This is a genomic window from Microvirga sesbaniae, from assembly GCF_025460805.1.
Lineage (GTDB): Bacteria > Pseudomonadota > Alphaproteobacteria > Rhizobiales > Beijerinckiaceae > Microvirga > Microvirga sesbaniae.
Genome location: NZ_JAMXFJ010000068.1, coordinates 1 through 13449 on the forward strand (window position 1 = coordinate 1; position 13449 = coordinate 13449).

The following is a 13449-nucleotide window of genomic DNA, read 5'->3' on the forward strand; positions in this document are numbered from 1 at the left end:
GGCTACTACGACCAGACCGCCTATCTGTGGAAGACCGGCATCTACCGCGGCACGGCGCCCGAGACCCTGGCCGTGCAGGTCAAGAACCTCTCGCTCGAGACCGGTGCGGACCTTCCGGACTGGACTCCGGGCTCGACGACATCGCCCACGCCGTCCCCGACGCCCACTCCGTCCCCGTCCCCCACTCCGTCCCCGACGCCGGGCGGCAGCCTCACCGGCACGAGCGGCAACGACGTTCTGAACGGAACGTCCGCCAACAACGACGTCATCAACGGCGGAGCGGGCAACGATACCATCAACGGCTTCGGCGGCAACGACACGTTGACCGGCGGAACGGGCAAGGACGCGTTTGTGTTCAGCACGAAGCTCGGCTCCACGAACGTGGACAAGATCACCGACTTCAGCGTGGCGGACGACACCATCCACCTGAATGATGTGGTCTTCACCAATGTCGGTTGGGGCCCGCTGGCGGATTCTGCTTTCTGGATCGGAACGGCAGCTCACGATCAGAGCGACCGGATCATCTACAACAGCTCGACCGGGGCTCTCTCGTACGATCCTGACGGCACCGGTTCGGCCGCGGCTGTCAAGTTCGCGACGCTGGCTGCCGGCTTGAAGATGACGGCGGCAGACTTCCTCGTCATCTAACGAACCACTCCAGAATGGAGGCGTCAGGCGAACCCGACGCCTCCATTCTGAACAGATCTCGGTCGAGCGCCAAAGATCTCGGGTGACGATATATCACGGGCGTATCCCGCGACAGTGTCGCACATCCGACCCTCGGAAGTACTCAGTTTGGCTCGTGGACAAAAGAACGGCATTATCTAACCTGTTTCTGCTCGGCTGGACTGGTGACCTGCCAGATCGTTAGCGGATCACCGCCACCCCACCGACAACAGTCGCTTACCTCCCACAGCCAGGGACAGGATAGGTGTCGACGCAGGAACGCGCCTCTCACGTTGGTGAGGACTTTCTGGCGCTCCCCACTTCGGCAGGAGTGCTCTCCAGACTTGCAGCGCAGCGAATGACTCAAGCGGGCCTCATGGTAGGCCCACTTCTCGCAGAAGCCGGCCTCCCATCCGACATTCTGGAAGATTCAAATGTGAGAGTCAGCGCAAGAAGCCAGATCATCTTCCTGAACCTCGTCGCGGAATCCCTCCAGGACAGCCTTCTCGGGTTCCATATTGCTCGCGATTTCGACCTTCGCGAACTCGGCACATTCTACTACCTGCTGGCTTCCACAGATGCGGTCGGAACGGCAATCGATGCGGCTGCAAGATACGACTTCGTCATGAACGAAGGCATCAGGCTCCAGCAGACGAGGGCCAGCATCTTCTCGGTCAGCTATGCCTATGTGGGGCTCGAAAGGAATCTGGACCGTCATCAGATGGAGTTCTGGGTGACTTGTATGGTCCGCCTCTGCCGTCACCTGACGAACCTGGACATCAATCCCTCCGGCGTAGAGTTCGTTCATGCTCGCGAGGGGGATGTGTCGGAGATGGAGCGGTATTTCGCAAGCTCTATCAGCTTCGCGGCTCAGCAGGACCGCATTTCTTTTGGCGTAGAGGTCCCGGATCTGCCCTTGGTGACCGCAGATCCCTACCTCAACAGGATTTTAAGGGACTATCATCAGGAGAGCTTAGATCAGCATCGCAAGTTCCACGACTCGCTCCGCGTCAGGGTCGAGAACGCCATCATGCCCCGGCTTCCGCATGGAACAGCGACCATCGGAAGCATTGCAAGCGACTTGGGAATGAGTTCACGCACATTATCCCGCCGACTTGCGGACGATGGGCTGACATTCACCACGATTCTCGACGACCTGCGCTCCAATCTCTCGAGGCGCTATCTCCCGAACAGGACTCTGTCCGTATCGCAGATTGCGTGGCTCCTCGGATACAAGGAGCTTAGTTCCTTCGTTCACGCGTTCCAGCGCTGGACCGGGACAACGCCGACCGATGTCCGCCGGCAACTGAAGAGCGCGGAAGCACCTGACAGCCACGTCGGCTCCGATGTCACACAATAGACTGTGCCAAGGTGTGGAATATCCGGCCTCGCCCATCCGTCGAACGGGCGAGTCGGGCATGATTGTCATGGACCGCAATCAGTTCCCGACACCAGGACCAATCCAATTGGGCTTCAGCTTCAATTCGACCACGTCGCCAGGTTCGACATCCGTATCCTCGTTGGCCTTCAGCCTTACAGCGGCACCTTTGACTTTACGGACGATGAAGATCTCAGGAGGATTCTGCTCATCCGACATCAGCTGGGCGCCCACGCTGCCAGCCAGGGACAGCTGCTCCCGCACCGCAGCGATTTGGGTATAAAGTCCCTCAAGCGAGGCGATGGCATCCTGCAGCTCGCGCGTCACCCTGGTTTGCCGGTCGTCCGCCTTTTCCAGTTTACGCCGGAGTTCCTCCCTCGCCTGCCGCGCAACGGCGAGTCGGGCCGTCGTGTCCATTTCCCTGCTCTTCATCAGAACGGTCGCACGCTGCTCTTCTGAAACACGTCCCGGGGCCGCGAGACCGCGGCGGCTGAGGTCGACGATCTTTGCCAATTCATCCAGTTGCTGTCTCGTCGCCTCCTCGTCCTGTTTCTGTCCCCGATCAAGGGCCGAGACATTCGCATCCGCAAGTTCGAGCGCTCGCCCGAGATAGTCGCGTTCCTGGGCCAATGCCGCGACTCGCGCCTTTAGGCTGTTCATTTCAAGCTCGGAGATCTCTGCAACAACGTCCTTTGATGCAGGAGTGTTAACGGACGCCGGAGTCTTGAACTCCGTCTTTCCGTCCAGTTCGGCACGCAAACCCATCACCCGGATTTGCTGCTTCGACGCCTCCATAAGCAGGGAGTTGTAGCGACCACGGAGCTCGGCTCCCTCCAGGGGCGAACTGGCGAACCTCTGCCTTGTCATGTCGGCCCCGCCGGCGAGCGCGACCGCTTGGCGGATCGTGAGATTCGGCTTGAAAGGATAGGATCCTGCCTTTGCCACATCGCCATGGATGTAGAACGGGCGGTACTCGATGAGTTCGACCAGCACATCGGGCGGGCGCACGGACTCATTGGTCGAGAGAAGGCTCTTGAGCCTGGAGCGGAGATCCGTGAGAGCCATGCCCGAGACATTGACTTCCCCGACGAGTGGCACCGAGATGTTCCCGTCGACATCGACCGTCGTGCGCCGGCTCAAATCCGGACGGCCGAAGACGGCAACGTCAACGACGTCCCCGCTTCCGAGGCGGTACTCGGCCAGGGCAGTCCCGCACATCCCAGCGGACAGCAGAGCGACTGTCAGACAGAGACGGACGCGTGCCGTGACGATGCTCATGGTGTCGCTGCATCTTGCTGAGGCGTTGACCTGGTCCATGTCCGGGGCACCTATCCTGCGATACCAATGAAGCAAAGGTGTACGATGCATCGGCTCATTCCCCTAAGTCGTATGCGCCGTTAGGATCGGGAACACATCGACGTCGCTGCAGCGTTGGAGTTGCGTGAGTGCGGATTTGACCACCTGCGGCTTTGCGACGCCCGACCGCACCGCGAACAGGACAAGATCGGCCACGTTGGTGAACAAGAGCGAATCCGCATATCGCTCGACGGGCGGGGCATCAAGGATGACGACGTCGTACTCGGCCCTCAGGCTTTGCAGCACGCCCTCAATCTGCTCAGTCCGCAACAGCCATTCCGGCGACACCGAAGCCACATGGCCACTGGTAATCGCACGACAATGCGATCTCGGGTCATTCTGCAGCACGGCGTGCTCTGGAGCTGCCCTTGTGAGAAGGTCGACCAGACCGACCTCGTTTTGGATACTCAGAAGGCCATGAACTTCTGGATCGCGAAGATTGCAATCCACGATCACGACCTTTGAGCCTGCAATCGCAGCGGAGCGAGCCAGGGACACCGCGAGGGTAGACTTGCCCTCGTTCTCTTCCGCGGAGGTTACCAGAACGATGCCGATCTTCCTTCCCCGGTTCATGATGGCCTGAAGTGTGAACAGGAGAGTTCGGACCGATTCTGAATAACGGGAGCCTGGCTGATCAACGACTACATCCGCAATACTCGAGGGATGATGATGTTTCGAACTGGGCAGCTTGGGAAGAGATGCGAGAATCGGCACACCGGTGAATACTTCTACCTCATCCTCCGTGTGCACACGCCGGCTGTGCAAGTCCCTCAGATAGGCGATACCGACCGACACCCCGAATCCCCCAAGCACCGCAAGGAGAAGGAACAGTTTGCGGTTGGGGAAGCTTGGCAAATCCGGCGGGCGAGCTTGAGAGGCAATCCGTGCATCGGGCCCGACGGTATCTCGCTGCTGCGCGACCGCCTTGAGGCGAGCAAGGCTGTCCTGATAGACCTGCCGAAGTCCAATGTGGGTTTCCGACCGCTTGAGTTCTTCGTCGATTTCCGAAAGTCGGCGGGTCAGCGCGGCTTCCGCCCGATCAATCCCTCTCAGTTTCGTCGCCACCTGTTCTTCTAGGTAAACCTCAGCATAAGCGTTCGAGTACTGAGCAGCCCGCTTAGGATCAGGATCCGTGACATCGATTGCGATGACGTCCGTCAACCCGCGCCGACGAACCGTCACTTTGCTCTTGAAGACCCGAAGCGCTTGCGCGGCGGGAGGATCGACGACATCCGCCTCGGCATCACTTGCTGCGTCGACCTGCGCGCTGTCGGGCGCTCCTGTCGAGCGTGCCTGCTCGTCGGAGATGGCAGTTGCTGCACTGCCGACTTTTGGCGGACCCGTTACTGCCTCGGTCAGTTCGGCGATCCTTTGCCCCAGCCAACCCTGCTTAGGCAGAAAATCAGGGTCACGGTAGAGGCCGAGGCGATCGACCACTTGTAGAGCGATGTTGTCGGACTTCAGGATCTCGACCTCTCCGTCCGCTGCGAGGGTGTTCGCTACGGATGGTTCAAGGAGCCGTGCGTTCCTTTCATCGAGCATGACGAGCGTCGTCGCAGTGTACTCCTTCTTCAGGGACATGATGACGATCAAAGACGCAACTGTCACAAAAACCGTGATCGCGACGATGAGCCGGAGCTGCCGCCTCATCATCCTGAGGAGGGACATCAACTCGGCCACCAGGCGAGGCCCATCTGCGGCCTCATCAGAATGACTATTGAGTCCGCGCGAGTTCGTCCTTGCCAAAGACAGATTCCCGACGGTGCTGCCAACCTCCGGTCCGATATCGGGTCTACGGATGAAGGCTCTATCAACTCCAAGATTACTCTTCATGAGATCCGCTATCTGTATCTTGTTTATGGACGTTTTCCCTAGCTGTCTTCCGCAAGGAGAAGCAGTCGAGGCCTGCAAGAACCGTCCCTGCGGGATCTCGCCCCTACACTCAGCCCCTAGCTCGCCGCGCCGAGCCGAATTGGGCTCCCATGGCGCCGGAAAATCGCTTGAAGTAATGTTCTGTTCGTAGGTTACCGACAACTGGCAACGCGCGCACCCACTCCTTGGGAGTAAGCAAGGAGTATGTCGTATAATACAATTTTAAGTTGAGACAATGAGCAGGAGAGCCGTCCGGTTGGAGTCCGCTCCGGACGGTCGTCAACAATTCGCCGAGGGTCGCTTTGGCCACAACCACCTTGCGGATCGAGCGCCTACCCGCAACGCCTTCCCTTCCGAACCGTGAACGTCCTTCACGGGCTGCGGCAGCCCAGATCCCGCCGACATTCCCCTTCCGGAGTAGCTTGATCGTAGAGGCTCAGATCCGGCCAAAGGAACGATGATCGGGCCTGCCGTAACTGACTCGGCGACGCTCACCAAACGCCACCTCCCGCCGTCTAGAAAATCTCACTCCCTTTCGCCCCGCCATACCCCTTTGTAGCGGGTGCTCCAACAGGCAAATGATGAGATCCTGATCAGGACTTTGGCAATCATCTTACATGTACTTTGGAGGGGAAAGTATCGTGACAACGATTGCAGGCAAAGAATTCCATTCAAGTTCTGCCGCCGCGATAGAATCCCGCTCTCGCTCGTCTACACTTGGCATCGTAGCAGTCCTAAGCGCCAGAATCATCATCATGGCCGCGTTGGTTGGCTTCGCCGTCTCAGCGGTCGATCTTCTTCGAATATCTTTCTTTCTCACGGATGGCGCTGATGAACTCGTGAGGGCAGCTTTCGTATTCAAAGCTCTGATCATTTTTACAAGTGTGATCGTTGGAGGCTTGGCGTACCTCATTGAAGGCTCGCTGCCGCATCAGATCGCAAGCGTCGTCTTCTGTTCTTTTGCAATCCATTTGGCCCTTCTGCTTTTGCCGGCCTTCTGGATGATCCCGGGCAGTTTCTCTTTGTCCCTCACGGGAGCACTGGCATCTGCGCTGATCGGAATAGGCATAGCCGTAGCCAAGTTCGCTAACCGGATGCGATACGCAGGTATCATCAGCGAGGGTCTGTCGCCAAGAATGTTGAACAACCTGTCGTCAAGGTCTTGCCTTCTGACGGATCCTGCCGGCGACCCGAGTGAGTTCGATGTCGTGGTTGTCAGCCATCAAGCACTGACACATCCTGGCTGGGCCACGTTCATTGCGCGCGCTGCGGCGGCCGGGTGCGAGGTTCAAACCGTCACAAAGTTTTCGCGGGAGAGTGCCGGAAGGATCAATCTTGACTATATGGACCAGCTTGTCATCAGCCACACGAACTCGCATCCGTACTGCATCGTAAAGCGCGCAATCGATGTCGGCGTTGTTCTCTTTGCAGCACCGTTCGTTCTCCTGATCCTTGCGGTGGCGTCGCTTGCGATCTTGATGACGATGGGACGCCCGATTCTTTTCGTGCAGGATCGCGTCGGCCTCTACGGCAGTGTCTTTTCAATGTACAAATTGAGAACCATGCGCGTCTGCGGATCGAATGAGATCCAGATCGCGACGGCCAAGGGAGATAATCGGATCACGCCGCTTGGAAAATTTCTCCGGCGGTATCACATCGACGAGCTGCCCCAGTTGTGGAACGTCCTGAAGGGCGACATGACCTTGATCGGCCCCCGACCAGAGCAGCCCAACCTCGTCCGGAACTACGCTGAGAACCTGCCTGGCTATGAACTGCGACACCTCGTGCGTCCTGGCATCTCCGGCTGGTCCCAGGTCAAATACGGCTACGCCTCCACCCTCGAGGAAACCCGAGAGAAGCTTGAGTTCGATTTATTCTATGTCGAGCAGTTCGGCCCTGTTTTGGACGCTAAGATTGTCGTCAAAACGGCCATTGCGATGTTCGACCCGGAACATGTTCGGTAATATCCACCATAACAGGAAGCTGAAATCATCATGGCTCACGTCTGCGTTGCCGGATTAGGATACATAGGACTTCCGACAGCTGCCATGCTGGCAAGTCGCGGTCATCAGGTGACCGGGTTCGATATCAACCCCAGCGTCGTTGCATCGATAAGTTCCGGACACCCTCATTTCCACGAGCCCGACCTCCAGATGCTGCTTTCCGCCGCCATCAGCACCGGCAAGTTGAAAGCGCAAACCGATCCTGTCGAAGCCGACTACTACATTCTCGCGGTCCCCACTCCGCTCGGTGAAAGCAACAAGCCGGACCTTTCCTACGTTGAGGCGGCGTGCAGAACCATTGCGCCCTATCTGCGATCGGGAAACACAGTCATTCTCGAGTCGACATCTCCCGTCGGAACGACAGAGCGCATGTGCGAGATCATCGCCAGCCTCAGACCTGATCTACACGTTCCGCGATACATGGACGAAGGGGAAGTGTTCGACGTCTATGCATGTCACTGCCCGGAACGGATTCTACCAGGCCAGATGCTCCGAGAGCTCGTCATGAACGATCGCATTATTGGCGGCGTTACCGACGCGTGCGCCAAGCGAGGCGTGGCTCTTTATGAGAGTTTCGTTCAGTCCAATCTTCTGGTTACTGATTGTCGGACAGCCGAATTCGCGAAGCTCATCGAGAATGCATACCGCGATGTGAATATCGCGTTCGCCAACGAACTCTCGCTGATATGCGATCACCTCGGGATTGACGTCTGGCAGGCCATCGAATTGGCCAATCGCCATCCGCGCGTGAAGATTCTTCAACCAGGTCCAGGCGTCGGAGGTCACTGCATTGCGATCGACCCATGGTTCATCGTCGACAGCGCACCGAATTTGAGCCCGATCATTCGTACAGCCCGTGAGGTCAACCATCGCAAGCCGCAATGGGTCGTTGGAAAGGTCCGGGCCTTGGCGCGGCGTTTCAGGCGCCCGGTGGTTAGCTTCTATGGCTTGACCTACAAGCCCGATGTCGATGATCTCCGGGAGTCCCCCGCTCTGGAGATCGTGCGAGACCTGGCGCTGGACGGCAGCCTGAAGGTTCTTGCGTGCGATCCCTACGTAAGAAGCCTTCCTCCCATGCTGCAGGGCCTCCAGAATGTACGCCTTGTAGGGGCGGAGGAAGCGAGACGAGAAGCCGATATTGTGGTGTTTCTTGTCGGGCATCGCCAGTTCCACAGGCTCGAGTCGAATGGCTTCCTTAACAAAGTCGTGGTGGACACTGTCGGCCTCCTCGGCGCCGCGCAACGTCGACAGGAAGTTGTATCGGTTGCGCCACGCGCAACGAACACTCCCTCCAACGGAGGTTCGACCCGGAGACGGATTCGAGCCTGACATTCGCACTGGACGATTAGCACTATGCATGTTGCTCTTGTCGGAGATCACCCCCTGCCAGGCGAAGATTGCCGAGGAGGGGTTCAACGGGTCGTCGAGGTTCTTCGGCATGAGATCGCAAAGTCCGTGCGCGTCACGCTTCTCGTTCCGAGCGCCACCAAGTCATTAAGATACAGTGACGAATATGGAGAGATCATCTACCTGAAACGCCCTCCGGGACCGGGGTTTCTGACCTACTGGTCCTGGACGTCTATAGACGTTTTTAAAGAGCTCGAGCGGCTCAATCCGGATGTCGTTCATGTTCAGGACGTGGCTGGTCTTGCCTTGTTCTGGTCGTCTCGGAAGGCGTTGAGGTGCCCTGTTGTCTTCACTGCCCATGGAGTTCTGGAGGCGGACCTGTTGCATAGCGCAGGCGGCGACACCCTGCGCCGCCTGACGGCGACAATACGGTCGAAGATTGTGGAGATTGTCGAGCGCAAGTCCCGCCGGCGCTATAGCGACGTCATCGTCATCAACGATTATGTACTTGAGGCGATGCCCGACGTGGCGCAGCGCCGGCATCATTTCATACCCAACCCTGTCGACGACATTTTCTTCAGCGCCCCCTATCGTAGGATCGATCCGGAACCCGACTACAATCTCATCCAAGTGGGCCTCGTCTGCCCCCGCAAGAATGTTTCGGCCTCCATCGACATCCTGGCCGAGTTGGTAAAGCATGGTCATAAGGCACATCTCAACATTATCGGCCCGATCCGGGACAGAGAGTATTACTCGTACTGTTCAAACAAAATTCGGCATTTGGACTTGGCCACATTCGTGACCTTTCACGGCGGTTTGACGCCGATAGAGATCGCGGATCGAATGGATCGTGCCGACCTGCTGGTGCTGCCTTCGAAGCAGGAAACTGCACCGATGGTTGTCGCGGAGGCTCATTGCAGAGGGCTGCCGGTCGCAGGACCGCGAGCCTTCGGCCTGAGATCGATGGTTTCCGAGGGATCGAACGGCATTTTCCTCGACGGCCCCAGACCTGAGAATGACGCCCGGCGCATCGCGGATTTCCTGCAACGAGGAATTGATCGAGAGGCGATCAGGGCGGGCGCTCTCGTGAAGTATGAGCTTGGCAGCGTCATAGCTCGGACCCTCGCCGTCTATCGGACTGCTTCAGCAAAGCATTCCACCGATGCTCTTACCGCCGTGATGGCAGGCGCGTGATATGGAATTCCTATCGGCTCGCTTCACTGGCTCTGTGTTTGCGGCGAGGCATTGGCGCGCCGGGACGATCGTCCTTGGTATGATTGGCTGGCTGACAGGTCTCGCGCCCGTGTCGTCCAGCTCCCTTTTTCCGTTCGAAGGCACGAACGTCGCGCCATCGGCATCGTACATCCTGACGCCTAAACCTAACGCCGATTATGCGCCGGAGAAAACCGGCCGGGAGCTCACGGACGGGATCCGCTCCTTCGGCCGGTTTTGGTCCAACGGACAGAGTATTGGTTGGGAAAAGCGCTCGCCCGTCTTCTTCCGGCAGACCTACCAGGAAGAGACAGCGATCAAGCGTATCGAGATCGGAACCGGAAAGAACGCCCGCTCGATGATCGCACTTCCTTCGCATGCCTTGGTCTATATCGCAGGCGATGACGGTCGCTTCGCCTTCTTAGGCGACGTGCGAGGAGCGTGGCAGCGAGATAGTTCAGTTGCGGACGGCACCACGACGTTGTCGCTGAATTTTGAACCGGTTCGAGTCCGTCACATCAAGATCGTCTTGTTCAGGGATAGCCCATTTCTGTTCCTCGACGAGGTCAGAATTCTATCCGCAAACGCGGGGGCACGGGTAGATGGCTCCATGACCGAGGATCAGGTGACCGAACACGCAGTTGCACGACGGCGGTCCGAAGCCGAGAACAGAGCCGGGCAGGCTCCTCTCGGGCCCAATGAAGCCCAACGGTTTGCCTGGCCGCTCGCCGAGGCAGCTTCATCCACTGATCGTGCGCAATGCTCCATTGCGCAGATTTCTCCCTGGATTGAGGGGACAGCTCACGAGATCCTCGCGGCCTCTCCCGCCGCCATCGGTCCGAGCTTTCATGTGAAGGGCGGGTGGCTCGTTGCGGCCTTTCGGGTAGAGAACCGAACCAGTGCCAATCAGAACGTGCGACTCGATTTCGGCAACAGGGTCGGAACGGGAAATCCTCGCTCTTCGGTTGTCAGTTATGTTCTCGGGCTCGATTACCAGTGGCGGGCTGACGTCGTTCAGAATTCCGACCAGATTGTACTCCCCCCGAGCAGTTTCACCATGCTCTTGGCCGAGGCTCCGATCGTAGACACAGGCAATGTTCAACTTGTCACGACAATCGAATGCGGGCCCGCCAAGGCTGCTTTCGACCTGATTGGACGTGCGATACCCGTGGAGGATCAGGCCCGGCCTTACGGCAATCTATGGTCCTATTTGACCGGCCCTGTCGCCCGGACGGCAAGCTGCTGGCCCGAGTTTCACGATGACGTCGGCGTCAACACCGCAGTGGTCAACGAGACAGCTCTGAATCGCCGTGTCAACAAGAATGCGGAGGCGCTTCTTCGGACTTACCTTAGAACATTCTCCAAGTCCCGCCGGCTCCTCCTGTACATGGAAATGACCGACCCATCGTGGCCGCAGGGGGACGATGAGACCAAATTGGAAGCAGAACTTACCGAATGGTGGGGCTGGGTGTCTCGAGTTCTCAGGGAGGAGAACTACAAAGGCGAGATCGCATTCTACCCGATAGACGAGGTCAGGCCCAGTCAGGTTCGGCGTCTGAATATGATTGCCGGCATTTTCCGCCGGATCGCGCCTGGCATTCCGCTGTATGGGACCATCGACGATGCGTCGTCTCTGGAGACGGCTGACGTTGACATCGCGCAGGTTCTCGACCGACTGGTACCGTCTCTTCCGCCTGATATGGCTCGACGGAAGGAAATTCAAGTCTATTCGACCAAGCCTTTGGGCAAGACGCTCAGCATGAGCAATCACTATCGTCGGCTGTCTTGGCTGGCCTTCAGCGCATCGCTCCACGGTTCGGGCTTCTGGTCGATGTGGGATGCAAGCGGCACATCCTCCCCTCAGCTTGGATGGTCCGACTTCGGAGGTTCGGAGCGCGACTATGCGGCAGTCTACGGCAGCCCGGCAGGCTGCATCTATCCAAGCCGTCGCCTGCTGGCTTGGCGCCGGGGCCTGGAGGATTTCGCAATCTTTAACGCATGCCGTAGCCGGTCAACGGAAGACCTGCGTGGGAAGGTTCAAGCCTTTGTCAACAAGGAGGATCGAGAGGCTGCGGATTACGATGAAACATTATCCACTGTCGCGCAGAGCTGCATCGATTGAGAGCACTAGCCAATCAGGGAGGAGAATTCATTTTGCCAACGATGATCAGCAGTGACAACCTTACGAAGGGGCGCATTGATATCGTTGCGATTCTTGTCCTCGTATTTGCGACACTCAACCTGAACGGACTGTTTCTCTTATTATTGGGTACGCAAGGATTGCTATCCCCTTTGATCCTTTGCCTCGTTGTCACTCTCTGGATACGCTATGCTAGGCCGCGCGCGATTACTGGGACTTACGCATTGTTCATTGGATTCAGTAGCTCGTACTTGATCCTCGCTTCTCTCGCGAGCCTCAGCTCGTCGTCTTTCAGTGAGAATGTTTTCTGGATCAACGTCGCAACGCTCCTGCTCGTCTCAGGCTTATACTTCTGGCTGCTGGTGCGTTCAAATGCCGAGCTCGAGCGGATCCTTCGAGTTCTGAAAGGTCTACTTATCGCCTCATGCTTTCTTGTACTGCTTTCCCCGATTCTCGGGGAGTACTTGAACTACATCGCGGCATCCGATCGGGCCTCCGGACTCTTCGAGAACCCGAATGAAGCGGGCATCGCAGCACTGATGAGCCTCGTGCTGATCTACGCCTATCCCGCCCGCAGCGGAATTGTGACCTTCCTGCAGGCAGCTGTCGCGTTCTCAGCTCTAGCGCTCACCTTTTCCAAAACAGGTATTCTGACACTATCGCTCCTGATGGCCATCGTCCTGATTCAGAAGCGCTCGATCTGGCTGACCTGTTTGACAATCGTGGCTTTCGCCCTCGCTGCTTTGGCTCTGTCTGTCGTAAGCGAAAGCGACCTGATCCGCTTGACCTATGATCAGCGCGTGCGAATTGCCGATATCCTCAGCATCTTTGGAGGCGAGATCTCGGACCAGACGACAACGGGGCGGACGGACCTATGGACCGTCGGCATCCAGCGTATCCTTGCGCAACTTCCTTGGGGGGGTGGAATAGGAAGTTTCCACGCGCTGGAAGGGACACGTCGAACGGTCATCTACCCGGATGACAGCAGCAGGATAATGTATGGAAACTGGCTCGGCGTTCATAACGCCTACCTGATGGTGCTGGGAGAAGCCGGATTGTTTCCATTTCTGTTCCTCATGGCATTCCTACTGCGCCTCTTCATCAGAGGGGCCCAGGCTCGCAATGGTATCGTGGCCGTTTCGTTCGGGATCATCGTTTGTATGGACATGGTGGCAAGCCATGGCTCTCTCGGCTTCCGTCTGGTGGATGTAGCCTTGGCCATCGCGATGGCAATCGGTGAGCGTGCCTCTTTCGGTCGTTCGAACGAGCCGAGTGTTTCGACTCATGTCACATCCGCATACCGGCTTCGCCGGGCTGCAAGAACGCGTCTCTCAACGGGGATCCCAGGATGAAAGCCGTCGCGCTCTATCACCGTCTGCCCTATCCGCTGCGTTGCGCCTCGGCGAGCGCGCGCGGGCTGTACCTGCGCTGGTGGCGCTACAACGGGGCCACCGACCGGGCCGTGGCCGAGATCC

Annotated in this window: 9 protein-coding genes; 7 read left to right on the top strand and 2 right to left on the bottom strand. The window is 58.0% G+C overall.

The window, feature by feature from the left end; translation table 11 throughout:
* Both OCW50_RS31665 and OCW50_RS31670 read left to right on the top strand, forming a co-directional pair.
* On the top strand, window positions 1-648 hold a 648-nt coding region (locus OCW50_RS31665; RefSeq protein ID WP_373371541.1), incomplete at its 5' end, for a M10 family metallopeptidase C-terminal domain-containing protein.
* Between the two features lie 283 nt (window positions 649-931).
* Entirely contained in the window at window positions 932-2026 is a 1095-nt protein-coding gene (locus OCW50_RS31670) for an AraC family transcriptional regulator (RefSeq protein ID WP_262300264.1), read from the top strand.
* Window positions 2027-2104: 78 nt separating this feature from the next.
* Here the strand turns inward: OCW50_RS31670 and OCW50_RS31675 are convergent, their stop codons facing one another.
* On the bottom strand, window positions 2105-3361 hold the full coding sequence (locus OCW50_RS31675; protein ID WP_262300265.1) for a polysaccharide biosynthesis/export family protein: 1257 nt from the start codon (window positions 3359-3361) through the stop codon (window positions 2105-2107).
* A gap of 63 nt (window positions 3362-3424) precedes the next feature.
* The gene (locus OCW50_RS31680; protein WP_262300266.1) at window positions 3425-5233 is read right to left on the bottom strand and encodes a polysaccharide biosynthesis tyrosine autokinase; all 1809 of its coding nucleotides are present in this window, start codon (window positions 5231-5233) and stop codon (window positions 3425-3427) included.
* 680 nt (window positions 5234-5913) lie between these two features.
* Between OCW50_RS31680 and OCW50_RS31685 the strand changes: the two genes are divergently transcribed.
* The 5 genes from OCW50_RS31685 to OCW50_RS31705 are packed head-to-tail and all read left to right on the top strand — an operon-like array spanning window position 5914 to window position 13326.
* Window positions 5914-7236, top strand: a complete 1323-nt coding sequence (locus OCW50_RS31685; protein ID WP_262300267.1) for a sugar transferase — start codon at window positions 5914-5916, stop codon at window positions 7234-7236.
* A gap of 30 nt (window positions 7237-7266) precedes the next feature.
* Window positions 7267-8604, top strand: coding sequence for a UDP-N-acetyl-D-mannosamine dehydrogenase (gene wecC / locus OCW50_RS31690; RefSeq protein ID WP_262300268.1), 1338 nt, complete (start codon window positions 7267-7269; stop codon window positions 8602-8604).
* Window positions 8605-8628: 24 nt separating this feature from the next.
* Window positions 8629-9816, top strand: a complete 1188-nt coding sequence (locus OCW50_RS31695; protein WP_262300269.1) for a glycosyltransferase family 4 protein — start codon at window positions 8629-8631, stop codon at window positions 9814-9816.
* Between the two features lies 1 nt (window position 9817).
* Complete coding sequence (locus tag OCW50_RS31700) at window positions 9818-11956, top strand: hypothetical protein (RefSeq protein ID WP_262300270.1); 2139 nt, start codon at window positions 9818-9820, stop codon at window positions 11954-11956.
* 41 nt (window positions 11957-11997) lie between these two features.
* Window positions 11998-13326, top strand: coding sequence for an O-antigen ligase family protein (locus OCW50_RS31705; protein ID WP_262300271.1), 1329 nt, complete (start codon window positions 11998-12000; stop codon window positions 13324-13326).
* The last annotated feature ends 123 nt before the right edge of the window (window positions 13327-13449 follow it).

Bases quoted from the DNA above. Each gene is read 5' to 3' on its own strand.
- OCW50_RS31675 (WP_262300265.1), bottom strand. From the start codon at position 3,361: ATGGACCAGGTCAACGCCTCAGCAAGATGCAGCGACACCATGAGCATC.
- OCW50_RS31680 (WP_262300266.1), bottom strand. From the start codon at position 5,233: ATGAAGAGTAATCTTGGAGTTGATAGAGCCTTCATCCGTAGACCCGAT.
- wecC (WP_262300268.1), top strand. From the start codon at position 7,267: ATGGCTCACGTCTGCGTTGCCGGATTAGGATACATAGGACTTCCGACA.
- OCW50_RS31695 (WP_262300269.1), top strand. From the start codon at position 8,629: ATGCATGTTGCTCTTGTCGGAGATCACCCCCTGCCAGGCGAAGATTGC.
- OCW50_RS31700 (WP_262300270.1), top strand. From the start codon at position 9,818: ATGGAATTCCTATCGGCTCGCTTCACTGGCTCTGTGTTTGCGGCGAGG.
- OCW50_RS31705 (WP_262300271.1), top strand. From the start codon at position 11,998: ATGATCAGCAGTGACAACCTTACGAAGGGGCGCATTGATATCGTTGCG.